The following is a 23914-nucleotide window of genomic DNA, read 5'->3' on the forward strand; positions in this document are numbered from 1 at the left end:
CGGCGGCGGGACGCCCTCCCTCGGCATCACATGGGAACGTCCGGGCCGGTGCTTGATGCTACCGAGCCCATCACGCACCGCTGACCCCCTCTCGCTCAGAGTGAAACAGATCACCCATTCGAGCGAATTCGCGGGCGAAGTCCTCCCGGTCAGGCGAGGACTGTGGTCAGCCAGTCCGGATCGAAGGTGCCCTCGGCGACGATCACGGCCGGGCCGGTCATCTCGACCGTGCCGTCGGGCAGCTCGGTGATCGACAGGCTGCCGCCGAGGACATCGACGGTGTAGGTGACGGGCAGACCGGTCACGGCGGGGTCGGCGCCGTCCCGGCGGGCGGCGGCCACCGCGACCGCACAGGCCCCGGTGCCGCAGGAGCGGGTCTCGCCCGAGCCGCGCTCGTGCACCCGCATCGCCACATGGCGCGGACCGCGGTCGACGACGAACTCGATGTTCACCCCGTCCGGATACACCGAGGCCGGGGCGAACGGCGGCGCCTCCCGCAGATGCCCGGCGTGCGCGAGGTCCTCGACGAAGGCGACCGCATGCGGATTGCCCATGTTCACGTTACGGGCCGGCCAGCTGCGGCCGTCCACGGTGACCGTGACACCCTCCTCGGGGAGCTCGGCGCGCCCCATGGAGGCCGTGACATCGCCGGACTTGGCCAGATGCACCCGGCGCACGCCGGCGCGGGTGGCGATGGCCACATCGCCTGCCTCCACCAGGCCCGCGTGCAGCAGATAGCGGACGAAGACGCGGACGCCGTTGCCGCACATCTCGGCGACGGAGCCGTCGCCGTTGCGGTAGTCCATGAACCACTCGGCCTCGTCCGCCTGTGCGCGCGCCTCCGGATGCGCCGCGGCCCGTACGACGCGCAGCAGCCCGTCACCGCCGACCCCGGCGCGCCGGTCGCAGATCCGGGCGACCGCGGCCGCGGACAGGTCGAGCCGGCCCTCGGGGTCGGGAACGATCACGAAGTCGTTCTCGGTGCCGTGGCCCTTGAGGAAAGCGATACGCGGTGTGGTCACAAGCTGAATCGTACGGGCGCACGGGCCCGGACGCCCGTACGGGGTGCGGCCGCGGTCAGCGCAGCCGGGCCACCCGCAAGATGGCGAGGGCCGCCAGGACGGCCACCACCGCGGCATACAGGACGACGATGTGCCACCGGGCACGGCGGCCGGAGCCCCGGGAGGGCATCCCCGGCCAGGTGTGACCGGCGCGACGGGCGGCCATCATGCCCCAGCCCGCGGCGCAGCAGCACAGCAGCAGACCGAGCATCGCTATCACGGCGCCGCCGTCGCCGCCGAACTCGAAGGCGAGCGGGAACCCGAACATCAGCGAGCCGACGGAGGCGAGCACCACGACCGGCGCGAGCTGCCACAGCCGCAGCCGGCGCGGGGGGCGCAGCTCCCGGAAGGACTCGCCGCCTTCGGCGGGAGCGCCGGGGTGGGGGACGTCCAGGTCGTCGAGAGGGTCCGGGGCGTCCAGGGCGGCGGCCGGGTCGCCGAGACCGGCCGGGCCGTCCAGATCTGCCGGGTCGTCCAGACCGTCCGCGGCGTCCGAGTCGGTCGGGTCGGTCGGATCGCTCAGGCCCGCCGGGTGGTCCAGGACATCCCCGTCGTCCAGGGCATCCGTACGGTCCCTGCCGTCGACGGCCTCAGGGCTGTCCGGGCCGTCCTGGGCCGGCAGTGCGGCGCCGTCCGGGTGGTCCGTCTGCCCGAGTCGTTCGCGGGCTCCGTTGCGAGGGCCGGCCTCCATTGCCACGCGCCCTCCCCACTCCAGACTGCACGCCTCGATCGAAGGTCGATGATGACACGCCCTCAGCGGCCCGGATGACGGCCGGAGCGTCCCGATGCCATGACGTGATCAGGCTGTGACCGGTCGTTCGAGCAACGCCAGTGCCAGCCGCGGCAACTCCGCCCGACGGTCCGCGGCGCCGCTGAGCCAGTGGACCCGCGGGTCCCGGCGGAACCAGGAATCCTGGCGGCGCGCGAAGCGCTTGGTGGCGCGCACCGTCTCCTCGCGCGCCTCCTGTTCCGTGCACTCCCCCGCCAGGTGCGCGAGCACCTGCTGATAGCCCAGCGCCCGGGACGCCGTACGGCCCTCGCGCAGCCCCTCGCCCTCCAGGCGCCGCACCTCGTCCATCAGGCCCGCGTCCCACATCCGGTCGACCCGCCGCGCGATCCGCTCGTCCAGCTCCGGACGCTCCACGTCCACGCCGATCTGGAGGGTGTCGTAGACGGCGTGGTGGCCGGGGAGGTTGGCGGTGAAGGGACGGCCGGTGATCTCGATGACCTCCAGGGCGCGCACGATGCGGCGGCCGTTGCTGGCCAGGATGGCGCGGGCGGCCTCCGGGTCGGCGGCGGCCAGCCGGGCGTGCAGGGCGCCGCTGCCCGCTTCGGCCAGTTCGGCCTCCAGACGGGCGCGCACCTCGGGGTCGGTGCCGGGGAAGTCGAGGGCGTCGATGGCGCCGCGTACGTACAGGCCGGAGCCGCCGACGAGCACCGGCGTACGCCCCTCGGCCAGCAGCCGGTCGATCTCGGCGCGGGCCAGTCGCTGGTACTCGGCGACGCTGGCCGCCTCCGTCACGTCCCAGATGTCCAGGAGGCGGTGCGGGATGCCCTGCTGCTCCTCGGGGGTGAGTTTGGCGGTGCCGATGTCCATGCCGCGGTAGAGCTGCATGGAATCGGCGTTGATGACCTCGCCGCCCAGGTGGCGGGCGAGTGCGACGCCCAGATCGGACTTTCCGGCCGCGGTGGGGCCGACGACGGCAATGACCCGCGGAGCGGGGACGGCGGTGTTCACCCCGCCAGTCTCGCAAACATCACGCCCACGTCCCGAACGAGCGACGTGACGGGCCACGTATGGCCTCGTTGCCTGTTCGAGGTCCCGAGAGCCGGTGCACAACCGGCGCCCGCGGGCGGCGCAATGGGACGCTCCGGGATGTGGTGGATTTCACCCGTATGAGTCGCACATAGGTGCTTAGGAGCGGTTATGGGGTTGTTTTCGCGGTTGCGGTGGCGCAAGGAGTCGGGCGGGAGCGGGATGCCGTCGGACGAGGCCGGGGAGTCGGCGGTGGCTGCGACGGACTCGGAGTCGGAGTCGGTGGATCGGGCGGAGGCCGGGGAGTCGTCGGGGGACGCCACGGAGTCCGGGGACGACCCGGAGTCGGGGAAGGCCCTGCCGGGCGACGGTGAGGAGGCCGGTGCGCCTGCCGCGGAGACCTCCGCTTCCGGGAGAGCCACCGAGCACGACGGAACGGCGTCCGCCGCCGGAAGCCCGGGGATCCCGCGGCAGCAGTCCGCCGCGGCGGCGGCCGACAGTGAAGCCGACGACCGGGCCTAGGACCAGGCCGCCACGAAGTAGCCGACCCCGTACGGCGCCTCCTCGTGGAGGAGTTCGCCGCGGAGGTCCGCGCCCTGGGCCGCGCCCGCCAGGACCTGCCAGCAGGCGCGGCCGGAGGCCTGGAGGTCGGCGGCGAGTTCCTCGTCGAGGGCGGTGAGCGCGGCGGTGTCGGCGGAGCCCAGGGCGCGGGCCGCCGCCGCGTCGAACCCCTCGGCCCGTTCGTCGAAGTACCCCGGCGCCTTCACGGAGCGCCGGGCGCTGCCGTCGCCCATCACCAGGAGGGCGATACGGGGCGCGGAGGCGGCTAGCTCACGGCCCACCGGGAGGCAGCGGTCGCGGGTCAGCGGTTCGCCCACGCCCAGCCCTTCCACGGGCGCGTCGTCCCAGTCCGCGCGGGTCAGCAGCCAGGCGCCGACGGCCAGCGAGGGCGGGAGTTCGCGCTCGGGTGCCTCGTCGTCCGCGGCGCCCAGCGACACCTCAAGGTCCACCCCGAAGCCGCGGAACGAGCCGAGGGCGCCCTGCGGATGCGGGCCGCGCCCCGCCTGTTCGGCCGGGCCGAGGACGATCAGCCGGTCGGGCCGGGCGGCGGCCAGCACCCCGACCGCGTCGAGACAGGCGGCCCGCAGCCCGTCCAGCTCGGGTGCGGCCCCGGCGGCGACCTCCGGGACGAGCAGCGGCGGACAGGGGCAGATGGCGGCGGCTACGAGCATGGCCGCACCCTAACAAGGCGTCAGGAACACCGGCTCGGCACAGGAACACCGGGTCGGCACGGATCGCCCCCGGTCAGGGCGCGGCGGCGGTCAGAGCATGACGGCGGTCAGGGCGCGGCGGCGGTCAGTCGCAGCCGCAGCCCGCCGTGGGTGCCGGGCTCGGTGCGGGTGCGCCGATGGTCGGCAGGCCCAGCATGACGCCCTGGGGCTTCTCGGCCGGCGCGGCGTTGCGCTTCTCCCAGGCGTCGCCGGCGCGGGTGCGGCGTACGGACCGGACCGGGCCCTCGGCCAGGAGGTGGTGCGGGGCGGCGTAGGTGACGTCGACGGTCACCATGTCGCCGGGCCGGACCGGTTCGTCGGGGCGGGTGAAGTGCACCAGGCGGTTGTCGGGCGCGCGGCCGGACAGCCGGTGCGTGGCGCCGTCCTTACGGCCCTCGCCCTCGGCGACCATGACCTCCAGGGTGCGGCCGACCTGCTTCTTGTTCTCCTCCCAGGAGATCTCCTCCTGGAGGGCGACCAGCCGCTCGTAGCGCTCCTGGACGACGGCCTTGGGGATCTGGCCCTCCATGTCGGCGGCGGGGGTCCCGGGGCGCTTGGAGTACTGGAAGGTGAAGGCCTGCGCGAAGCGGGACTCGCGGACGGTGTGCAGGGTCTGCTCGAAGTCCTCCTCGGTCTCGCCCGGGAAGCCGACGATGATGTCCGTCGAGATGGCGGCGTCCGGCATGGCGGCGCGCACCTTCTCGATGATGCCGAGGAAGCGCTCCTGGCGGTACGAGCGGCGCATCGCCTTCAGGACGCTGTCGGAGCCGGACTGCAACGGCATGTGCAGCTGCGGCATGACGTTGGGCGTCTCGGCCATGGCGGCGATGACGTCGTCGGTGAAGTCGCGCGGGTGCGGGGAGGTGAAGCGGACCCGCTCCAGGCCCTCGATCTTTCCGCAGGCGCGCAGCAGCTTCGAGAACGCCTCGCGGTCGCCGATGTCGGAGCCGTAGGCGTTGACATTCTGGCCGAGCAGGGTGATCTCGCTGACGCCCTCGGCGACCAGCGCCTCGACCTCGGCGAGGATGTCGCCGGGCCGGCGGTCCTTCTCCTTGCCGCGCAGCGCCGGGACGATACAGAAGGTGCAGGTGTTGTTACAGCCGACCGAGATCGACACCCAGGCCGCGTAGGCGCTCTCGCGCCGGGTGGGCAGCGTCGAGGGGAACGCCTCCAGCGACTCGACGATCTCGACCTGCGCCTCCTCCTGGATACGGGCGCGCTCCAGGAGGACGGGCAGCTGACCGATGTTGTGCGTACCGAAGACCACATCCACCCACGGGGCCTTCTTGACGATGGTGTCGCGGTCCTTCTGCGCCAGGCAGCCGCCCACGGCGATCTGCATACCGGGGCGCTCGGCCTTCTTGGGCGCGAGCTGCCCCAGGTTCCCGTAGAGCCGGTTGTCGGCGTTCTCCCGCACCGCGCAGGTGTTGAAGACCACCACGTCCGCCCCGTCGGCTTCCTTGGGTGCCCGGACGTATCCGGCGTCCTCCAGGAGACCCGACAACCGCTCGGAGTCATGAACGTTCATCTGGCACCCGTAGGTGCGGATCGCATAGGTCTTGGGAGAACGCACGTCATGGCTCCGGTCGCTGCTGCTGGTCATTCTTCAAGGTTAAGGGGGCGCCGGCCGCACTCCTCCACGGCGGCCGGGCTCCGGGCCGAGCGACGCGGCACACCGGCCCGCCTCGTCGCCGATTTTGACATGATCATGACTCATTCCGCCTCGCCGCCAGAAACCCCCCGGCCCGAACTCACAAGACCTTGCCCCCCTTCCCGTTTCCGGCCGCCACCAGGGAAGGTCGTGACACGCGGACCCGAAACCGGTCCGCGCCCCACAAGGAGCGAGACGACCATGAAAGAAGACGGGAACGCGGGCGGCTGGTACGTCGACGACCGCTGCACCAACTGCGATGTCGCGCGGCAGCTGGCACCGGGGCTGATCGAGGAGGCCGGGGGACGGTCCGTGGTGGTGCGGCAGCCGCGCGGGGAGGCGGAGGAGCGGCTGGTGTATGCGGCCGCGTTCGCCTGCCCCTCGCGGTCGGTCCGGCACCCGTCCCGGCGGCTGGAGGCCGCACAGGACCCGTATCCGCTGCCGCTCGACGCGGGCGACGACGCCGTCCACCTGTGCGGGCACAACTCCCCGCACACCGCCGGGGCCAACTCCTTTCTGCTGCGGCGGCCCTCGGGGGCCCGGATGATGATCGACACGCCGCGCTGGAGCGAAGCGCTGGCCGCGCGGTACGAGCGGCTCGGGCCGATCACCGATGTGCTGCTCACCCACCGCGACCATGCGGCGCACGGCCGCCGGTATGCCGACCGGTTCCGGGCCCGGCTGTGGATCCACGAGGGCGATCTGGATGCGGCTCCCGATGCGGACCGGGTGCTGCGGGGGACGGAGACCGTGGAGATCGCCGAGGGCGTACACGCCCATCCGCTGCCGGGCCACACTCGGGGAAGCGTGGTCTATGTGGCGGATGAGCGGTACTGCTTCAGCGGGGACAGCTTCTACTGGTCGCGCACGACGGACGACATCGAGGTGGCCGACAGCGTCACGTGGTACTCGATCACGGAGCTGGCCGCGTCGTTGGCCCGCACGGCCGGGCGGCTGCGCTTCGAATGGCTACTGGCCGGACACGGTGACCGCAAGCGACTGCCCGCCCCGCAGATGGCACAGCGGATGCGGCAACTGACCGCACGCGTGCGGGAGTTGCAGCCGCGGCCGGTGGACTTCACCGCGGTGCGCTGGTGAGCAGCCGCCCGAGGGTGCATATCAGCTCCTCGGCCGGGTGGCTGGGCAGGGTGGCGGTGCGCCAGGCGACGAACTGATCGGGGCGCACCAGGAGCGCGCCGTCCTCGGCGATACCGGCGATGCCCGGCCAGCGGCCTTCCGGGTCGGTCACCGCGGCCCCGGGGGCTATCCGGTACGCGTGCAGATCAACCCCGAGCCGCTCCGCCGCCTCCCGTGCCGCCGGGATCCACGGGGCGCCGCCGGAGCCGGTGAGCAGGGTGAATCGGGAGCGGACCAGGTCGAGCGTGGAGATCCTCCCCGGGCTGCCGCCGGGAGCTTCCGGGCCGTTCTGCTCGAGCCACAGGTGCGGGAGGCGGGAGCCGGGGGTCCCGTCGAGGTTGTGCGCGACGTCCTCGGGGGAGGGCAGGTCCGGCTGCGGATCGATCACCGCGCCGGAGGCGTAGCGGTATCCCAGGTGGACCACCGGTGCGTTGAGCGCTCCGGCCGCGGCGCGGGCCGCCGGGGCCTGGGGGCCCTGGTCCCAGTGCAGCCGGGGGTCGGCGAGCCGCAGCAGGGCCTGTTCCAGGACGAGCGCTCCTACGGGGTGGCGTTCGGCCTCGTAGCTGTCGAGCAGGGCGGGGCCGGACTGGCCGCGCAGGACGGCGGCCAGTTTCCAGGCCAGGTTGTGGGCGTCGGCGATCCCCGTGTTCAGACCGAACGCGCCCACGGGCGGAATGGTGTGCGCCGCGTCGCCGACCAGGAAGACCCGCCCGTCGTGGAAGCGGTCGGCGAGGAGGCCGCGCGGGCGCCAGGGCAGGGTGCTGAGCACGTCCGCGTCGAGGCCGGGGGCGCCGGTCGCGGCGCGGATCAGCGCCCGGCACCGGTCGGGCGTGAAGTCCTCGGGCGTCTGGCCGGCGTCCGGGTCGTACGGCGTGTGGAAGATCCACTCCTTCTCGCCGTCGACGGTCACCAGCATGCCGGGCGCCTCGGGGGCGGTGATGTTGCAGGCGACGAACGACCGCCCCTGGGTGTACGGGCCGAGGTCGGCGCGGAAGAGGATGCTGATGTTGTGACCGCCGAGCGGGCCCGGGCCCGAGGTGCCGATGCCGAGCGCGCCGCGCACGCCGCTGCGCGCGCCGTCCGCGGCCACCAGATAGTCCGCCCGGACGGCCTGGCGGACGGTGTTCCCGTCGGAGCCGCCGGGGCCCTCCTGGACGTCGAGCAGCGCGGTGACGCCGTCGCCGTCCTGCGCGAACGAGACCAGACGGGCCCCGTGCAGGACCTGCGCGCCGCGCTCGCAGGCGGCCGGCAGCAGGACGGAGTCGAGACGGTTCTGCGGGCAGGTGCCGCGCAGCGCCGCCGGGCTCACCTCCGCGCCCGCCGGGGAGCTGTGCCGCAGCACCGGTGTCTGCTCGGCCGCCGCGGCGGACAGATCGGCCTCGGCCAGCGTGCGGGCGGAAATCTTGCCGAGGCCGCCGGTCGACATATCGACGGCGACGGCGCCGACCGTCTCCTCGACGCCGGTCTCGCGCAGGAATTCCACGGTCCGCGGGCCGAGTCCGGTGGCCCGGGGATGGCGGGACGGCCCGGCCTGGCTCTCCACGACCAGGGACGCGATGCCGTGGTGCGCCAGGAACAGCGCGGCCGACAGACCGACCGTGCCGCCGCCGGCGATCAGGACGGGAACTCGGATCTCCTGCATGACTTCTCCCCCCGCGATGACGCCGCCGAGCCGAGCCCGCGGCGCCGTTATGGATACGGTGTTCGCGTTATGGAAACAGCGTAGCCATTGCGGTACGCTGTTCGCAAGAGATTTCGAGAGACGCCCAGAGGTAGACGCCCAGAGACATACGGCGACCGGGACGGGGAGAAGCGATGGCCGAGGCGACGGACGGGCCCGAGGCGGCCCTGGTGTGGCAGAAGGCCCGGCGCACGCCGCGCCGTCAGGCCCCCAGCGTGGAGCGGATCGTGCAGGCGGCCATCGTGATCGCCGACGCCGAAGGGGTGAACGCCCTGTCGATGCGACGGGTGGCCGCCGACCTCGACTCCGGCACCGCCTCGCTCTACCGCTATGTGGACGGCCGGGACGAGCTGCTGGACCTGATGATCAACGACGTCCACGGCGAGGAGGGGCCGCCCCCGCTGACCGGGGACTGGCGGGCCGACCTCACCGGCATCGCCCGGGACCTCCGCGCCACCCTGCTGCGTCATCCCTGGCTCGGCTCCGAGCTCACCGGCCGTCCGGCGCTCGGCGCCAACTCCCTGCGCCGGCACGACCTCGCGCTCACCGCTGCCGCCGCCCTCACCCCGGACATCACCCTCGCCACCGGCGTCGTCGACACGGTCATGGCGTACGTCTTCGGCGCGGTCACCCAGGAGCTGGCCGAGCTCCAGGCGCAGCGGCGGTCCGGGCTGACCGAGGAGCAGTGGCGGGCGAGCGTCGGGCCGTACATACGCGAGGTCGTCGAGAGCGGCGCCTATCCGCAGTTCGCCCGCCGGGTGGTCGAGGCCGAGGACCGCGCTCCGCAGGAGCAGTTCGAGTTCGGTCTGGCCTGTGTGCTCGACGGGGTCGCGGCCCGGGTGCGCGGCGCCTCCGTCGGGTAGCGGGCGCCGGCCGCTCAGCGCACCGACGCCGCCGGCGGGCGCTCCCGTACGGCGCCATAGGCGAGGAAGTACGCCGGGAGCCGGTTCAGCCGGCGCGAGGTGGTCAGCCGTTCGGCGATCCGCCGTGCCCGACGGGGATTGCCGAAGGGCGCCTGACCCGCCAGTACGGGCGCGATGACCCGCGCATGGGCGAAGCGTTGCAGCGCCTGGGTCAGGGCCGCGGTCGGCCAGCGGCGGCGCTGGACGGCGCGGACGTCCCGCAGGCCGACGGTGCCCGTGCGCAGCGGCCCGACGAGATACCGGGCGGCGGCCACCGCATCCTCGACGGCGAGATTGATGCCGATGCCGAAGACCGGGGACATGGCATGTGCGGCATCGCCCAGGCAGAGCAGCCCGGGGCGGTGCCAGCGCCGCAGCCGGTCGAGCCTTACGTCGAGCAGCTTGACCTCGTCCCAGGAGCGCAGCGCCCGCACCCGGTCCGCGAGCCAGGGAGCGGCGGCCGCATAGCTGCGCATGAACGGTTCGAGACCGGCGGCGCGGCGCTCGGCGTCGCTTCCCTTGGGGATCAGCGCGGCGCACTGCCAGTAGTCGCCGCGGTCGATCATGGCGGCGAGCAGCCGTTCGCCGACGCCGCCCACGAGCCCGCGCGGATCGCCGTCGCGCCGCGGCAGCCGGAACCACCACGCGTCCATCGGGCAGGCGAAGCTGCGCAGGGCGAGTTCGGGAAGCGACCGGGCGAGCGATCCGCGGCCGTCGCAGGCAACGGTCAGCGTGGCCCGCAGTTCCCCGGTGCGGCCGTCCGCGGTGCGGTAGCGCACGCCGGTCACTCTCCCCCGAGCTCTCGGCTTCGCTCGACCAGGGGGGACCCCCATGCCCTCTCTCAGGAAGCCGGTCGCCTCCGTGTTCATCCGGACGGAGAAGGTCGGCTCCCGCCGGGCCTCGTCCGCCAGGAGGTCGAGCAGATCCCACTGCGGCACCATCGCGATGTAGTTGAACCTGCCGCGCAGCGCGGCGATGTCCCCGACGGTGACGAGGGTGCCGTCGCTGCCGAGCGGCAGCTGCACGGTCGTCACCCGGCGCTGCGGCAGCCGGGCGAACCGCTGCCCCAGTCCCAGCTCGTCCAGCAGCGCCAGGGTGGAGGGGTGCACGGTGTCGCCGCGGAAGTCGCGGAGGAAGTCCCCGTGCTTCTCCAGGACGGTGACGTCCACACCGGCACGGGCCAGCAGCAGGCCGAGGACCATGCCGGCGGGCCCGCCGCCGACCACACAGCAGGTGGTCCGCTCCATCGCCACCACTCCCTTCACGGCGGCGGAGGCTCCCGGCGGTGGGAGGCGCCCCGCGGGGGAGACGTTCCGCGCGGACGGGCGGAAGAAACGGCGCGCGGCGCGGCGCCGCCCGGGCGCCGTAGCCGTCAGGCGGCGGTGAACCGTCCGCTCGCCTCGCCCCGGAGGCGGCCCGGCGGCAGCGCGCGCCCGAAGGCGACGAGCAGCAGGTCCTGCGCGGCGCCGAACAGGGGCGTACCGCTGCCGAAGGACCAGTCGAGGTCGTCGGCATGCAGGGCGACGCCCGAGAGCGCGGCGCCGAAGAACTTCGCGGAGCGCGGGCTGACCGTGTCCAGGACGATACGCAGCCGGTCCTCGGGGACGCGGCGGCGAAGGTCCAGGGGGAGCGCGATGTCCAGGCCGTGGACGACGTCGTGCCCCAGGGCCAGGGCGGGGGTGCCGAACGGCGGCTTCCAGGGGTGGTCCGCGTTGTCCCGGAGGAAGGCGGCCAGTTCCCGGGGCGAGGCGGTGGCCGCGTCGTGGCGGGCGAGGCGGTCGGTCATGCGGTGGAGGTTGCCGCGGGCCTTGAGGAGTGCGCGCGCCTGCCGGCCGAAGGGGTACCGGAACCCCATCGACATATGGGCGGCGACCTCCCGCACCCGCCATCCCGCGCACAGGCTCGGCGCGTCCCAGGCCGCGGGCGGCAGGGCGTCCAGCAGGTCCGCGAGGTCCCGGCGTTCGGCGGCGATGGCGGCCTTGACGGCCGCGGTCGCATCGGCGGTGGTGGTTTCTCTGCCGCTGTCCATGGATGGTCTCCTCCCCCTGGCCGTTGACCAGGCACGTAGGTCGGGGCCGCCCCTTCAGCCTGTCGGCCCGGACGGTATAAGTCCAAGAGACTGATCTTCTTGCGGTCAGAAGCAATAGTTATGGCTAGGGAGCGCTCGTGGAACTTCGGCAGCTGGCGTACTTCGTCGCCGTGGTGGAGGAGGCGAACTTCACCCGCGCCGCGGCCCGGCTGCATCTGGCGCAGCCCGGGGTGAGCGCGCAGATCCGGCAGCTGGAGCGGGAGCTGGGGGAGCCGCTGCTGGACCGGTCCGGCGGGCGGGTGACGCCGACGGCGGTGGGCGAGGCCGTCCTGCCGTATGCGCGGGCGGCGCTCGCGGCGGTCGAGGGGGTGCGCGAGACGGTGGCGGAGTTCACCGGGCTGCTGCGGGGGCGGGTCGCCCTCGGGATGGTCTCCGGGGCCACCGCCGACCGCTTCGATGTGGCGTCCTTGCTGGCGGATTTCCATGACGCCCATCCCACGGTCGAGATGGCCCTCACCGAGGACACCTCCGAGCGGATGCTGGCGGCGCTGCGCGGCGGCGAGCTGGATATCGCGGTGATCGGGCTGGCGGACGAGCCGCCACCGGGCATCTCGGCCCAGCTGGTGCTGGATGTGCCGCTGGTCGCCGCGGTCGCGCCGGACGATCCGCTGGTGGCGCCCCCGGGCCGTACGGAGCTGCCGCCCACCGCGCTCCGCGGCCGCCCGCTGATCAGCCTGCCGCCCGGTACGGGGCTGCGCGCGGTGCTCGAACGGCTCTGTGCGGCGGCGGGATTCCGGCCCCATATCGCCTTCGAGGCGGGCTCGCCGCATCTGCTGGCGCAGCTCGCCGCGCGGGGGCTGGGGGTGGCCGTCGTACCGGCCCTGCCGGCCGATGCGGCGCGGGCGTACGGGCTGCGTACCCTGCCGCTCGCCGGAGAGCCGCGGCCACGTGGCCGGATCGCGCTGGTCTGGCGGTCGGACGGGCCGTCCGGGCCCGCTGCCAGGGCCTTCCTGGAACTGCTGCGGGCGGCCCTCCGGTAGCACGGTTGGGCATCTGCCCTCCCCCTGGCGGCCGGGTAATGGCAGGATCCCGCCCATGGTCTCCGCATTGCCCCGAATATCCGGCCGCCGGACGCTCCAGGTGGCGTGCGCGGCACTGGTCGCGCTCGCCCTGGTGGCGTGGTGGCTGCTCTCGATGGGCGGCGAGCGCGCACCGGGCGGGCGGGTGACGCTGGCGACCGGGGTGCCGACGGGGGTGTACGCGCGCTACGGGGAGCTGCTGAAGCAGGAGCTGGCGCGCGATATGCCGGATGTGGATCTGCGGCTGACGCGCAGCGAGGGCTCGATCGACAATCTGCGCCAACTGGTCAGCGGGCACGCGGAGTTCACCATCGCGACGGCGGACGCGGTCTCCACCTACCGGGCCCGGCACGAGCCGGGCGCGGACCGGCTGCGGGCCTGTGCGCGGCTGTACGACGACTACATGCAGCTGGTGGTGCCGAAGGGCTCGGCGGTCCACTCGGCGAAGCAGCTGCGGCGGCTGCGGGTGGGGGTCGGCTCGGACGGCTCCGGCGTCCAGCTGATCACCCGGCGGCTGCTGAAGGCGGCGGGGCTGGACTTCGACAAGGACATCGAGCCGGTACGGGTCGGCATCGACCGCATGCCCACCCTGCTCCGGCAGGGCAAGCTGGACGCGTTCTTCTGGTCGGGCGGTCTGCCGACCACCGCGGTCCAGCGCCTTGCGCAGCAGTACCCCGTCCGGCTGGTCCAGCTCGGCGATCTGAGCACGGCCCTGCATGCGCAGGGCGAGCCCACGCGCTACTACCGGGCGGCGGCGATGCCGGCCGATGCCTATCCGAAGGTGCAGAACGGGCAGGCGGTGAAGACCATCGCGGTGGCGAACCTGCTGGTGACGACGGACCGGGAGGACGCCGCGCTGACCTTCGGCATGACCCGCACCGTCATCGACAGCCGCGACTGGATCGGCCGCCAGGTGCATGCCGCACAGCATGTGGACCTGCGCACGGCGGTGTTCACCGATCCGCTGCCGCTGCACCGGGGGGCCCGGCGGTACTACGTGTCGGTCAAGCCGTAGGGCGCCCGGGAAGGGCGCTCCCCCGGCCCCTACGCCCCCTTGGAGCTCTGGGCGGGCCGTCGGGACGGGCGGCCGCGGCGGGGGCGGCGGCGCCGGGCGGCGCCGGGGGCGGCCGGCGACGGGGCCGGGGCCGGCGGGGTGAGCTGGACGGGGGTGCCGTCAGGGGTGCGGGCGCCGGTGATCCGTATCAGGTCGGCGTGGCCGGGGCGGACCGTGGCGGTGGACGGGGTGATCTTCGCCTGGCGCATCAGACGGGTCATATCGCGCCGCTGGGCCGGGGTGACCAGGGTGACCACGGTGCCGGACTCGCCGGCCCGGGCGGTGCGGCCGCCGCGGTGCAGATAGTCCTTGGCCTCCGTGGGCGGATCGACATTGACGACGAGGTCGAGGCCGTCGATGTGGATCCCGCGGGCGGCGACGTTGGTGGCGATCAGCACGGAGGCCACGCCGGTGCGGAACTGCTCCAGGGTGCGGGTGCGCTGCGGCTGGGACTTGCCGCCGTGCAGCGCCGCGGCCCGTACGCCCTGGGCGAGCAGATGCTTGGTGAGGCGGTCGGCGCCGCGCTTGGTGTCCACGAACATGATCACCCGGCCGTCGCGGGCGGCGATCTCGGCGGCGGTGGCGCGCTTGACGTCGTCGTCCACGTACAGGACGTGGTGCTCCATGGTCGTGACGGTCGCGGCCGAGGGGTCCACGGAGTGGGTGACCGGGTCGGTCAGGAAGCGGCGAACGAGTTTGTCGACATTGCGGTCGAGGGTGGCGGAGAACAGCATCCGCTGGCCGTTCGGGGCGACCTTCTGCATCAGCCGGGTGACCTGCGGCAGAAAGCCCATGTCGGTCATCTGGTCGGCCTCGTCGAGGACGGTGATCGCCACGTCGTCGAGCGCGCAGGCCCCCCGGTCCAGCAGATCGGCGAGCCGCCCGGGCGTGGCGACCAGGACCTCCGCGCCGCGGCGCAGCGTGTCGGCCTGGCGGTTGAGCGAGGTGCCGCCGACGACGGTGGCGGTGCGCAGTCCCAGCGCCGTGGCGTACGGCGCGAGCGCGTCGGTGACCTGCCCGGCGAGTTCACGGGTGGGGACGAGGACCAGGGCGAGGGGCCGCTTGCTCTGTGCGCGCCGGCCCGCGGTACGGCTGAGCAGCGCGAGCCCGAAGGCGAGGGTCTTGCCCGAGCCGGTGCGGCCGCGGCCGAGGACGTCACGGCCGGCGAGGGTCGCGGGCAGGGTGGCGGCCTGGATGGGGAACGGCGTGCTCAGGCCCTGGGCCCGCAGCGCGGTCAGGAGGGCCGGTGCCAGCGGCAGCTCGTCGAAAGAGCAGGCGGGCGGGTCGGAAGGCGCCGGGGTGGACGTCTTCGGGGCGGCGCTCGGTCGCGGTGCGGTCGCTCGGGTCACGAAAAGCCCTTCAGGGGAGCGGTTGGGGGTGCGCGTAGGGGGAGGGGTGGTTCCCGTACGGAGACGGGACGGGGCCCGCACCGGGGTGTCCGGTGCGGGCCCCGTCCACGAGACGCGCAGGCGTCAGGCGGGGATGATGTTCTCCGCCTGCGGGCCCTTCGGGCCCTGGGTCACGTCGAAGCTGACCTTCTGGCCCTCGAGGAGCTCACGGAAGCCCTGGGACTGGATGTTCGAGTAGTGGGCGAAGACGTCGGGGCCGCCGCCGTCCTGCTCGATGAAGCCGAAGCCCTTTTCCGAGTTGAACCACTTCACGGTGCCGGTAGCCATGTGTTTCTCCTTCATGGGGCAACCAGGAGCCGCACCGTGCGGCTCCCGTGTTGGTCGAGATTCGTTCCGAGATGATCGCCCCACACCGGAACATGTCCGGGAAACAAGGAACGCCCGGGGCTTCCAGCCACCGGGCGCGCACAACGTTCATGGGTACCACAACTGCAACGCAGTTCACACTAGCACAGCCGCCCCGCCGCAGGTCACGGGCTGGATCAAGGACTGGATCAAGGGCCGGATCACGGCATGGATCACGGGCCGGTGCGCGGCACCGTGACGGTGACCTTCAGGCCGTGCGGCGGATGCGGGGCGTAGCCGATGTCGGCGCCGCCCGCGGCGAGCAGGGCGCGGGTGATCGACAGGCCCAGGCCCGAGCCGGAGACGTTCTGGTGGCGGCTGCTGCGCCAGAACCGGTCGCCGATCCGGGCGAGTTCGTCGTCGGTCAGGCCCGGCCCGCGGTCGGTGACGGTGATGGTGACCCGCTCGCCGTCGGGTGCGACGGCGACCGTGACCGGCTCGGTGGGCGGGGTGAACTTCAGGGCGTTGTCGACGACGGCGTCCAGGGCGCTGGAGAGCGCCACGGGGTCGGCCCAGCCGGTGACCGCGCTGTGGCCCTCGTACGTCAGCCGTACGCCCTTGTCGTCGGCGAGCGGACGCCAGGAGTCGACGCGTTCGGCGGCGAGCGCGCCGATGTCGGTGAGCTGGAGGTCGGCGGCGGTGTGTTCGGCCAGGGCCAGGCCCAGGAGGTCGTCCAGGACCCGGGCGAGGCGTTTGCCCTCGGTGCGGACCGAGGCGATCTCCTCGTTGCCGTCGGGGAGTTCGAGGGCCAACAGCTCGATGCGCAGCAGCAGGGCGGACAGGGGGTTGCGCAGCTGGTGGGAGGCGTCGGCGACAAAGGCGCGCTGCTGCTCGAGGACGTCCTCGACGTGGTCGGCCATCTCGTTGAACGAGCGGGCCAGCCGCCGCAGTTCGGGCGGTCCGGCGGTGGCGGCGACACGGGCCTTCATCCGGCCGGTGGCGATGTCGTGGCTGGCGGCGTCCAGCACCCGTACGGGCCGCAGCACCCAGCCGGTCAGCCGGAAGGCCGCGGCGAGGGCGATGAGCATGGCCACGCACTCCCCGGCCGCGGTCACCAGCCAGCCGCGCAGGATGCGCGAGCGCAGCTGGTCGGTGGGCGAGTCGGTGACGACCACCGCGACCACGTCACCGTCGCGGATGACGGGCGAGGCGACCGTGATCCGGCCATGGTCGTCCCAGGGCCAGATCTGGCGCGGGTCGTGGCTGCGGCGTCCGGCGAGGGCCTCGCTGAACGCCTGGGCCGCCTCGCCGTCGCGGGCGACGGTCAGGTCGCGGGGGGCCGCGCACATCGGCTTGCGGTCGCGGTAGAAGACGCCGGCGCGGATGCCGTAGAGGTCGTAGTAGCGGGCGAGTTCGGCGCCGAGGGTGGCCCGCCGTTCCCCCTCGTCGGAACTCTTGGTGGCGTTGCCCGCGTCGGGGCGGGCGGTGACGAACTGGGCGAGGGCGGCGAACCGCGCGGCGTCGTCGATCCGGTCGACGACCACCTTCTGCTGCTCCACCCCCGCGGTGATCATGGCGAGCGGGAAGCCGAGCGCAAGCAGAACCGCGGTCATCAGGGCGATGAGCAGCGGGAGGAGTCGGGTACGCACGGGGTCGGGGCGGCTTTCAGGAAGCCGGGGAGGCGGGGACGACGAGGCGGTAGCCCACGCCCCGTACGGTCTCGATCAGTGCGGGCATCCGCAGTTTGGCGCGCAGCGAGGCGATGTGCACCTCCAGGGTGCGGCCGGTGCCCTCCCAGCTGGTGCGCCACACCTCGCTGATGATCTGCTCCCGGCGGAAGACCACCCCGGGGCGCTGGGCGAGCAGCGCCAGCAGATCGAACTCCTTGCGGGTGAGCGGCACGGCGGTACCGTCCACCGACACCTGGCGGGTGGGGAGTTCGAGGATGACGGCGCCCAGGCGCAGGGAGCCCTCGGCGGCCGGCTGCTCGGCGCCGGTCCGGCGCCGGCTGACGGCGTGGATACGGGCGAGCAGTTCGCCGGTGTCGTAGGGCTTGACGACGTAGTCGTCGGCGCCGAGGTTGAGGCCGTGGATGCGCGAGCGGATGTCGGAGCGGGCCGTGACCATGATCACCGGGGTGGTGCTGACCTTCCGTATGCGGCCGCAGACCTCGAAACCGTCCTGGTCGGGCAGGCCGAGGTCGAGGAGTACCACGGCGAAACCGTCCTCACCGGGGTCGGGCAGCAGGGCCTGGAGCGCCTCCTCGCCGCTGCGGGCGTGCCGTACCGTCAGGCCGTGCTTGGCCAGCACCGCGGACAGGGCCGCGGCGACATGGTCGTCGTCCTCGACGAGCAGCAGTTTCATCGGCCTCCTCCTTCGGTGCGTACGGGCGGATTCGGACAGGCCACAGGGCATCTACGGGGATGGGAGGCGTGCCCGTCAAGAGGCGGCCGCCCCGAGTCCGTCATCCGTTACCCACCCGGTACGACCGGAGGCCCGTCCTCCGCCCGCCCCCCTTCACACGCAGTGTCCGGATGCGGCCGGATCGTTATGCTCAATTCTCCCTCAGATGTAATGACGCTGTTCACGGGGTCTCATTACTGTCCTCCCAACCGAGGAGGACGGAGCTGTACGCCGATGAGCGAAGTATCGGTGACCAAGAACGACGAGGGGCCCGCGCCGACGGGTGACCCGCTGGTCGTACTGGACAACGTCAACAAGCACTTCGGCGCGCTGCACGTGCTCCAGGACATCGACCTGACCATTCACCGCGGCGAGGTCGTCGTGGTGATCGGGCCGTCCGGATCCGGCAAATCGACGCTGTGCCGCACCATCAACCGGCTGGAGACGGTCGACAGCGGCGGCATCACCATCGACGGCAAGCCGTTGCCGCAGGAGGGACGGGAGCTGGCCCGGCTGCGCGCCGACGTGGGCATGGTCTTCCAGTCGTTCAACCTCTTCGCGCACAAGACGGTCCTCGAGAACGTGATGCTCGGTCAGCTCAAGGTCCGCAGGAAGGACCGGGCGAGCGCCGCGAAGAGGGCCCGCGAGCTGCTCGACCGGGTCGGCGTCGGCACCCAGGCGGACAAATACCCCGCGCAGCTGTCCGGCGGCCAGCAGCAGCGGGTGGCGATCGCCCGGGCGCTGGCGATGGACCCGAAGGTGATGCTGTTCGACGAGCCGACCTCCGCGCTGGACCCGGAGATGATCAACGAGGTGCTGGACGTCATGCAGCAGCTCGCCCGGGACGGTATGACGATGGTCGTCGTCACCCACGAGATGGGCTTCGCCCGCTCCGCGGCGAACCGTGTGGTCTTCATGGCGGACGGCCGCATCGTCGAAGAGGCCGAGCCGAACCAGTTCTTCACCAACCCGCGCAGTGACCGGGCGAAGGACTTCCTGTCGAAGATCCTCCATCACTGAGGCCGTAGGTGAGCCACCATGATTGCCAACACATGCAGAACCGAAGGATGTTGACGATGAAGATGCGTAGAACGGCTGCGGCCGGTGCGGTGGTGCTCGCGCTGGGGCTCACGGCGACGGCGTGCGGCGGCGAGTCGGGCTCGGCGGGCGACAAGCCGGCCGGCGGCGGTTACAGCCACGACTACACGGCCGCCAAGAATGTGAAGATCGATTCCGCGACGCTCAAGCGGGCGCAGAAGCGCGGCAAGCTCATTATCGGTGTCAAGGCCGACCAGCCCTTCCTGGGCTACCAGGACCCCTCGACGAAGAAGTACTCCGGCTTCGACATCGAGATCGCCAAGATGGTCGCGGCGGACCTGGGCTTCTCCACGAACCAGATCGAGTTCCACACGATCAACTCCAACGTTCGTGAGACCACGATCTCCCGCCACGCGGTCGACTACTACGTCGGCACCTACACGATCAACAACGAGCGCAAGAAGCAGGTCGGCTTCGCGGGCCCGTACTACACCGCGGGTGCGGACCTCCTGGTGCGCAAGGACGACAAGAGCATCACGGGGCCGAACTCGCTCCGGGGCAAGAACGTCTGCTCGATCACCGGCTCGACTCCGCTCCAGGAGATCAAGAAGCCGCAGTACGGCGCCCACACCCAGGAGTCCGACAAGTACTCCGACTGCGTCCAGAAGGTGCTCGACGGCCAGGCCGACGCCCTGACCACCGACGACGCGATCCTCAAGGGCTACGCCGCCCAGCGTCCCGACAAGCTGCGCGTGGTGGACAAGCCGTTCACCAAGGAGCCCTACGGCGTCGGCATGGACAAGAACGACAAGGCGCTGCGTGACGCGATCACCAAGGCGCTGGAGCACCACATCGAGAACAACGACTACAAGACCGCGTACACCAACACGCTCGGCAAGTCGGGCTCGAAGTACGTCGCCCCGCAGACGCCGCTGCCGCGGTACTGAGGCGCTCGCGCGCTCCGCTGACGGTGCGCCCCGTACGCCCGCCGCGGCGGGTGTGCGGGGCGTGCCGTCTTCCGGCCGCCCCGCGCCCGGACCGCCCCTGACCGCCGACGACCCGACCGCTCCGCGGAGACCCCATGAACGTACTCCTCGATTATCTGCCCCAGTTCCGTGACGGGTTCCTCGGGACCCTGGCGATCACCGGCGCCAGCGCCGTGATCGCCCTGGTGCTCGGCGTTGTCATAGCCGGTTTCCGGGTCTCCCCGATCCCGCCGCTGCGCGCGTTCGGGACGGCCTGGGTCGCGCTGCTGCGCAACACCCCGCTGACGCTGCTGTTCCTGGTGGCGACCTTCGTCGTCCCGGAGCTGCTGTTCCGGGGGGCCAGCCCGTTCGTACTGGCCATGCTGGCGCTGGGCTGCTACACCTCGTCGTTCGTGTGCGAGGCGGTACGGTCCGGTATCTCCACGGTGCCGGTCGGCCAGGCGGAGGCCGCGCGCAGCCTGGGCATGACGTTCGGCCAGACCCTGCGGATGATCGTCCTCCCGCAGGCCACGCGCACCGTGCTCCAGCCGCTGAGCAGCATCTTCATCGCGCTGACGAAGAACTCCGCGATCGCGGGCGCCTTCAGCGTCACCGAGCTGTTCGGCGTCGCCAAGCTGCTCAGCGACAAGGGGTATGCGATCGCCCTGATCTTCCTGTGGGTCGCCCTCGCCTACCTCATCATCACCTTCGCCATCAGCGGGGTCTTCCGGCTGCTGGAGCGGCGGATGGCGGTCGTGCGGTGAGCGGGCGAGCAGGGACGGGCAGCACGGCAGCACCGCGCACGGGCGGCGCGGAACGAAGCGAGGGGTGGGCATGAGCGAGCGCAGCGAGCGAATCATCAAAAGGTGCGCGCCTCGCGAATGCGGGGCCGAGCGAAGCGAGGTTTCGGCATGAGTGGGGCCAGCGTTCTCTACGACGTACCCGGGCCGAAGACGAAGGCACGCAACCGGCTGTACTCCGTCATCGGGGGCATCGCGGTCCTGGCGGTGCTCGCGTACCTCGGGCTACGGCTGTTCCAGACGGGCCAGTTCGAGCCCGCGAAGTGGAACATCTTCAACTACGCGGGGGTGCGCAACAGTATCCGCGACGGCGTCCTGACCACCCTGAAGGTGTTCGCGGTGGCGGCGGTGCTCTCCCTGGCACTGGGCGTCCTGCTCGCGGTGGCGCGGCTGTCGGACCACAAGCCCGTCCGCTGGCTGGCGACCGGCTTCGTCGAACTCTTCCGCGCGGTACCGCTGCTGATCACCATCTACGCGGTGTGGGTGCTGATGCTGAGCAACAAGGATGCGCTCGGCATGTCCGGCGATGCGCCGCAGTTCTGGGCCCTGGTGCTCGGGCTGACGCTCTACAACGGTTCGGTGCAGGCCGAGGTGCTGCGGGCCGGTATCAACTCGGTGCCGAAGGGGCAGCGCGAGGCCGCCTACGCGCTGGGGCTGCGCAAGACGCAGGTCATGACGACCGTGCTGATTCCGCAGGCGGTCCGGGCGATGCTGCCGACGGTCATCAGCCAGCTGGTGGTCACGCTCAAGGACACCTCCCTCGGCTACATCATCACCTACGAGGAACTGCTCTACTCGGGCCGTCTGATGGCCGGCAACATCATCGCGGGCGGGGACAGCGTCTACATTCCGGTCATCATCGTCATCGGCTCGATCTACGTCGCGATGTGCCTGGCCCTGTCCGCGCTCGCCAACTGGATCGAGCGGCGCGGCCGCCGGGCCAAGACCGGCATCGGCGTGGCCGAGGCCGGTGACGTGGCCAATGCCGGCGCGCTGACGGCGGTGGTGGCCGCCGAGGCGGCTGCCGACACAGCGACCGACACCGGGAACTGACGGCACGTCAGCCATCGCATGCGGCGGCGGCCCGCCGGGACGGGTCGCCGCCGCCGTCACTTGACGCGGGCCCTCGCAGTGGGTTGCATACGCTGTGTGATCACGCACCGGGCTCCCACCGCCAGTTCCCTGCCGTCCCGTCAGCCCCGCAAGGCCCAGGGAGCCACGCCGTGGACCCGGTGATCATCGTCGGGGCCGGTCCGGTCGGCCTCTGCCTGGCCCTGTCCCTCACCCGCCGCGGAGTACCGGTCGTCGTCCTGGACGAGAGCGACGGGCAGGACGAGATCCGGCCCGCCCGCACCGCCGTACTGCGCCAGGACACCGCGGCCGCCCTCGCCCGGCTCGGCTGCGGCGACACCCTCGCGAGCGAGGGCACCCGGTGGACGGCCTGGCGCACGATGCGGCGCCGGCGCCTGGTGGACCGGGTCGCCTTCGCCTCCCGGATCCCGGACGACGCCGCCCCTGTGGCGCTCGACTCCCCGCTCCACCTCCCCCAGCATGCGCTCACCCGCGCGCTGCGCGCCGCGCTCGCCCAGGAGAAGCTCGCGCAGATCGCCACCGGCAGCCGGCTGGCCGAGCTGGAGCAGGACGAGCACGGCGTCAGCGCGCACACCCGCGGCTCCAACGGGACGTGGTGGCGCGGGAGTTATCTGGTCGGCTGCGACGGGCCGCGCTCGACCGTCCGCAAACTGCTGGAGATCCGCTTCCCGGGGCGTACCGCCGTCGAACGCCATGCCGTCGCCGCGCTGCGCACCGAACTGCCCTGGCCCGGTGAGGCGCTGCTGCACCGCTCGCCGGGGCGGCACGGCGGCGGGTCCGGGACCTCCACGGGCTTCGGGGGTCCGGTCGGTGAGGTCTCGGCGCGGCCGCTGCCCGACGGCGTCTGGCGGCTGGACTGGCTGCTGCCGCCGGGCCGCGAGCTGGTCACCCCGGACGCCCTGGTGGCCCGGGTACGCGAATCCCTGGCCGGCTGGGCGGCGGATGCGGGCGAGGAGAGCGGGCGGGGCGCCGCGCTGCCGGTCCCGCCGTACGCACTCCTCGACACCGGGGTGCACACCGTCCACCACCGGCTGGCGAAGACCTGGCGGCGGGGCCGGGCCTTCCTCGCCGGGGACGCCGCGCATCTGCTGGGCGCGCTCGGTACGCAGGGCCTGGACGAGGGGCTGCGGGACGCCGGGAACCTCGCCTGGAAGCTGGGGCTGGCCTGGCATCACGGCGGCTCCGAGACCCTGCTGGACAGCTACCAGGCCGAACGGCGGGACGCGGTGGCGGCCCGGCTGCGCGCCACGGACCAGGCGCTGCCACTGCTGCGCGACGGCCGCGCGGTGCGCTGGCGGACCGTACTGCCGGGCGTGGCGCGCGGGCAGAGCGCCCTGCTGACGGACGGCCATCTGGGCCGCGGACCGCTGGGGGCGCCGCCCTCCTATCCGCGGACCCCGCTCGCCACACCCACCGGGCAGCCGGGCACCGTCGCGGTCGGCACCCGGCCCGGCGCGCCCGTCGCCGATGTGCCGGTGACGGCCGGCGACGGTTCGGTGGTCCGGCTGCGGGACCGCCTCGGGCACGGCCTTCTGGTGGTGCTGGTGGCGCCGGGCACCGGTGTCTGGGACCGGCGGCACTGGCAGTCGGCGGGTCTGATGCCGCAGCTGACCGCCGCGGCCGAGGCGCTGCCGATGCCCGCCGAGATCCTGGTCACCGAGTCCTATCCGGGCGCCCCCGCCCACACCGTCCTGGTCGTACGGCCCGACGGCCATCTGGTCACGGCACACTCCGGCGTCCGCCCGGCCGAACTGTCCGCCTGCGCGGATGCGGTTCGGGGCGGGGGCGGATTCGCGTACGGGGACGGGGCGGGGTACGGGCGGCGGGCCTGGGGGGCGGGCGCGGCCGGTGGCTCCGGCTCCAGCTCCGGGGAGTTGGGGGGCTCCGGTGGCGCGGGAGCGTTGGGGGCTCTGGGGGGTGCCGGTAGTTCGGGGCCTACCGGTAGTTCGGGGGCTGCCGGTACTTCGGGGGCTGCCGAGGCTGCGGGTGCTTCCGGTGGCCCGGGGGACTCCGCCGCTTGCCATGACGGCGGCGGTGACGACGGGGGTAACGGCGGTGCCGAGCGGGCCGCGGCCCGGGGCGAGGGGGCCGGGGCACGGGGCGAGGGGCCCGGGGACCCGCGGCCAGCCGGTGCGGCGGTTGACCCTCTGGTCGCCCCCGTGTTTCACTCCGAAGGTGACTGATCACGGCTCGCGATTCTGGCGGAGGGTCCATCTGGACCTGGTCCGCCATGCGGGCTGCATGTGTCGTCCGTCCGTTTGATCCGCCTCTCCTTCCCCGCGCGGCCCCGCGCTTCGTTCC

At 72.8% G+C, this 23914-nt stretch carries 22 protein-coding genes; 10 read left to right on the top strand and 12 right to left on the bottom strand.

What is annotated here, in order from left to right:
• Nucleotides 1–149: 149 nt before the first annotated feature.
• The 3 genes from dapF to miaA form a co-directional block, all read right to left on the bottom strand.
• On the bottom strand, nucleotides 150–1022 hold the full coding sequence (gene dapF / locus SNA_RS30475; RefSeq protein ID WP_030070780.1) for a diaminopimelate epimerase: 873 nt from the start codon (nucleotides 1020–1022) through the stop codon (nucleotides 150–152).
• Nucleotides 1023–1077: 55 nt separating this feature from the next.
• Nucleotides 1078–1752 (bottom strand): hypothetical protein, encoded by a 675-nt coding sequence (locus SNA_RS41735; protein WP_030070779.1) that lies wholly within the window; start codon nucleotides 1750–1752, stop codon nucleotides 1078–1080.
• 108 nt (nucleotides 1753–1860) lie between these two features.
• Complete coding sequence (miaA, locus tag SNA_RS30485; protein WP_030070777.1) at nucleotides 1861–2799, bottom strand: tRNA (adenosine(37)-N6)-dimethylallyltransferase MiaA; 939 nt, start codon at nucleotides 2797–2799, stop codon at nucleotides 1861–1863.
• Between the two features lie 189 nt (nucleotides 2800–2988).
• On the opposite strand from miaA, the gene SNA_RS42895 reads away from it, so the two are divergent.
• Nucleotides 2989–3339: a hypothetical protein gene (locus tag SNA_RS42895; protein ID WP_044367776.1), complete on the top strand. Its 351-nt coding sequence runs from the start codon at nucleotides 2989–2991 to the stop codon at nucleotides 3337–3339.
• On the opposite strand, the gene SNA_RS30495 is transcribed toward SNA_RS42895, so the two are convergent.
• Nucleotides 3336–4049 carry a class III extradiol dioxygenase subunit B-like domain-containing protein gene (locus SNA_RS30495; RefSeq protein ID WP_044367778.1) on the bottom strand — a complete coding sequence of 238 codons (714 nt, stop codon included), beginning with the start codon at nucleotides 4047–4049 and terminating at the stop codon, nucleotides 3336–3338. The two genes, SNA_RS42895 and SNA_RS30495, sit on opposite strands and share 4 nt — an antisense overlap.
• Nucleotides 4050–4173: 124 nt before the next feature.
• Nucleotides 4174–5691: a tRNA (N6-isopentenyl adenosine(37)-C2)-methylthiotransferase MiaB gene (miaB, locus tag SNA_RS30500; RefSeq protein WP_044367779.1), complete on the bottom strand. Its 1518-nt coding sequence runs from the start codon at nucleotides 5689–5691 to the stop codon at nucleotides 4174–4176.
• A 249-nt stretch (nucleotides 5692–5940) separates the two neighbouring features.
• Between miaB and SNA_RS30505 the strand changes: the two genes are divergently transcribed.
• Nucleotides 5941–6837, top strand: a complete 897-nt coding sequence (locus SNA_RS30505) for a 4Fe-4S domain-containing protein (RefSeq protein ID WP_044367781.1) — start codon at nucleotides 5941–5943, stop codon at nucleotides 6835–6837.
• On the opposite strand, the gene SNA_RS30510 is transcribed toward SNA_RS30505, so the two are convergent.
• Nucleotides 6818–8518 carry an FAD-dependent monooxygenase gene (locus SNA_RS30510; protein WP_044367783.1) on the bottom strand — a complete coding sequence of 567 codons (1701 nt, stop codon included), beginning with the start codon at nucleotides 8516–8518 and terminating at the stop codon, nucleotides 6818–6820. The two genes, SNA_RS30505 and SNA_RS30510, sit on opposite strands and share 20 nt — an antisense overlap.
• A 173-nt stretch (nucleotides 8519–8691) precedes the next feature.
• On the opposite strand from SNA_RS30510, the gene SNA_RS30515 reads away from it, so the two are divergent.
• Nucleotides 8692–9420 carry a TetR/AcrR family transcriptional regulator C-terminal domain-containing protein gene (locus tag SNA_RS30515; protein ID WP_030070768.1) on the top strand — a complete coding sequence of 243 codons (729 nt, stop codon included), beginning with the start codon at nucleotides 8692–8694 and terminating at the stop codon, nucleotides 9418–9420.
• A gap of 14 nt (nucleotides 9421–9434) precedes the next feature.
• On the opposite strand, the gene SNA_RS30520 is transcribed toward SNA_RS30515, so the two are convergent.
• Together SNA_RS30520 and SNA_RS30525 are read right to left on the bottom strand one after the other, a co-directional pair.
• Complete coding sequence (locus SNA_RS30520; RefSeq protein WP_044367785.1) at nucleotides 9435–10706, bottom strand: FAD-dependent oxidoreductase; 1272 nt, start codon at nucleotides 10704–10706, stop codon at nucleotides 9435–9437.
• 125 nt (nucleotides 10707–10831) lie between these two features.
• The gene (locus SNA_RS30525; protein ID WP_044367786.1) at nucleotides 10832–11488 is read right to left on the bottom strand and encodes a maleylpyruvate isomerase family mycothiol-dependent enzyme; all 657 of its coding nucleotides are present in this window, start codon (nucleotides 11486–11488) and stop codon (nucleotides 10832–10834) included.
• Between the two features lie 137 nt (nucleotides 11489–11625).
• Between SNA_RS30525 and SNA_RS30530 the strand changes: the two genes are divergently transcribed.
• Together SNA_RS30530 and SNA_RS30535 are read left to right on the top strand one after the other, a co-directional pair.
• Nucleotides 11626–12528 carry a LysR family transcriptional regulator gene (locus SNA_RS30530; RefSeq protein WP_044367788.1) on the top strand — a complete coding sequence of 301 codons (903 nt, stop codon included), beginning with the start codon at nucleotides 11626–11628 and terminating at the stop codon, nucleotides 12526–12528.
• A gap of 55 nt (nucleotides 12529–12583) precedes the next feature.
• Nucleotides 12584–13582: a TAXI family TRAP transporter solute-binding subunit gene (locus SNA_RS30535; RefSeq protein ID WP_030070760.1), complete on the top strand. Its 999-nt coding sequence runs from the start codon at nucleotides 12584–12586 to the stop codon at nucleotides 13580–13582.
• 29 nt (nucleotides 13583–13611) lie between these two features.
• On the opposite strand, the gene SNA_RS30540 is transcribed toward SNA_RS30535, so the two are convergent.
• The 4 genes from SNA_RS30540 to SNA_RS30555 form a co-directional block, all read right to left on the bottom strand.
• A complete protein-coding gene (locus tag SNA_RS30540; RefSeq protein ID WP_420823527.1) occupies nucleotides 13612–15090 on the bottom strand; it encodes a DEAD/DEAH box helicase in 1479 nt (492 codons plus the stop codon).
• A gap of 3 nt (nucleotides 15091–15093) precedes the next feature.
• Nucleotides 15094–15297, bottom strand: a complete 204-nt coding sequence (locus tag SNA_RS30545; protein ID WP_030070756.1) for a cold-shock protein — start codon at nucleotides 15295–15297, stop codon at nucleotides 15094–15096.
• A 251-nt stretch (nucleotides 15298–15548) separates the two neighbouring features.
• On the bottom strand, nucleotides 15549–16964 hold the full coding sequence (locus SNA_RS30550) for a sensor histidine kinase (RefSeq protein ID WP_030070754.1): 1416 nt from the start codon (nucleotides 16962–16964) through the stop codon (nucleotides 15549–15551).
• Between the two features lie 16 nt (nucleotides 16965–16980).
• Nucleotides 16981–17679, bottom strand: a complete 699-nt coding sequence (locus SNA_RS30555) for a response regulator transcription factor (RefSeq protein WP_030070752.1) — start codon at nucleotides 17677–17679, stop codon at nucleotides 16981–16983.
• 273 nt (nucleotides 17680–17952) lie between these two features.
• Here SNA_RS30555 and SNA_RS30560 point away from each other — a divergent pair, with 273 nt between their 5' ends.
• The 5 genes from SNA_RS30560 (at nucleotide 17953) to SNA_RS30580 (ending at nucleotide 23796) form a co-directional block, all read left to right on the top strand.
• Nucleotides 17953–18738 (top strand): amino acid ABC transporter ATP-binding protein, encoded by a 786-nt coding sequence (locus SNA_RS30560; protein ID WP_030070750.1) that lies wholly within the window; start codon nucleotides 17953–17955, stop codon nucleotides 18736–18738.
• A 56-nt stretch (nucleotides 18739–18794) separates the two neighbouring features.
• The gene (locus SNA_RS30565; RefSeq protein ID WP_044367789.1) at nucleotides 18795–19703 is read left to right on the top strand and encodes a glutamate ABC transporter substrate-binding protein; all 909 of its coding nucleotides are present in this window, start codon (nucleotides 18795–18797) and stop codon (nucleotides 19701–19703) included.
• 134 nt (nucleotides 19704–19837) lie between these two features.
• Nucleotides 19838–20485, top strand: a complete 648-nt coding sequence (locus tag SNA_RS30570) for an amino acid ABC transporter permease (RefSeq protein WP_030070747.1) — start codon at nucleotides 19838–19840, stop codon at nucleotides 20483–20485.
• A gap of 147 nt (nucleotides 20486–20632) precedes the next feature.
• Nucleotides 20633–21574 carry an amino acid ABC transporter permease gene (locus SNA_RS30575; protein WP_044367791.1) on the top strand — a complete coding sequence of 314 codons (942 nt, stop codon included), beginning with the start codon at nucleotides 20633–20635 and terminating at the stop codon, nucleotides 21572–21574.
• Nucleotides 21575–21744: 170 nt separating this feature from the next.
• Entirely contained in the window at nucleotides 21745–23796 is a 2052-nt protein-coding gene (locus tag SNA_RS30580) for an FAD-dependent monooxygenase (RefSeq protein WP_078970311.1), read from the top strand.
• Nucleotides 23797–23914 lie beyond the last annotated feature (118 nt).

Origin of the sequence: Streptomyces natalensis ATCC 27448, assembly GCF_000935125.1 — a bacterium.
In the GTDB taxonomy this organism is placed as follows: Bacteria; Actinomycetota; Actinomycetes; order Streptomycetales; family Streptomycetaceae; genus Streptomyces; species Streptomyces natalensis.

Coding starts and splice junctions, on each gene's coding strand:
- SNA_RS30525 (WP_044367786.1), bottom strand. CDS start 11,488: ATGGACAGCGGCAGAGAAACCACCACCGCCGATGCGACCGCGGCCGTC.
- SNA_RS30505 (WP_044367781.1), top strand. CDS start 5,941: ATGAAAGAAGACGGGAACGCGGGCGGCTGGTACGTCGACGACCGCTGC.
- SNA_RS30520 (WP_044367785.1), bottom strand. CDS start 10,706: ATGGAGCGGACCACCTGCTGTGTGGTCGGCGGCGGGCCCGCCGGCATG.
- miaB (WP_044367779.1), bottom strand. CDS start 5,691: ATGACCAGCAGCAGCGACCGGAGCCATGACGTGCGTTCTCCCAAGACC.
- SNA_RS30565 (WP_044367789.1), top strand. CDS start 18,795: ATGAAGATGCGTAGAACGGCTGCGGCCGGTGCGGTGGTGCTCGCGCTG.
- SNA_RS30575 (WP_044367791.1), top strand. CDS start 20,633: ATGAGTGGGGCCAGCGTTCTCTACGACGTACCCGGGCCGAAGACGAAG.
- SNA_RS42895 (WP_044367776.1), top strand. CDS start 2,989: ATGGGGTTGTTTTCGCGGTTGCGGTGGCGCAAGGAGTCGGGCGGGAGC.
- SNA_RS30560 (WP_030070750.1), top strand. CDS start 17,953: ATGAGCGAAGTATCGGTGACCAAGAACGACGAGGGGCCCGCGCCGACG.
- SNA_RS30535 (WP_030070760.1), top strand. CDS start 12,584: ATGGTCTCCGCATTGCCCCGAATATCCGGCCGCCGGACGCTCCAGGTG.
- SNA_RS41735 (WP_030070779.1), bottom strand. CDS start 1,752: ATGGAGGCCGGCCCTCGCAACGGAGCCCGCGAACGACTCGGGCAGACG.
- SNA_RS30555 (WP_030070752.1), bottom strand. CDS start 17,679: ATGAAACTGCTGCTCGTCGAGGACGACGACCATGTCGCCGCGGCCCTG.
- SNA_RS30570 (WP_030070747.1), top strand. CDS start 19,838: ATGAACGTACTCCTCGATTATCTGCCCCAGTTCCGTGACGGGTTCCTC.
- SNA_RS30510 (WP_044367783.1), bottom strand. CDS start 8,518: ATGCAGGAGATCCGAGTTCCCGTCCTGATCGCCGGCGGCGGCACGGTC.
- SNA_RS30545 (WP_030070756.1), bottom strand. CDS start 15,297: ATGGCTACCGGCACCGTGAAGTGGTTCAACTCGGAAAAGGGCTTCGGC.
- SNA_RS30515 (WP_030070768.1), top strand. CDS start 8,692: ATGGCCGAGGCGACGGACGGGCCCGAGGCGGCCCTGGTGTGGCAGAAG.
- SNA_RS30495 (WP_044367778.1), bottom strand. CDS start 4,049: ATGCTCGTAGCCGCCGCCATCTGCCCCTGTCCGCCGCTGCTCGTCCCG.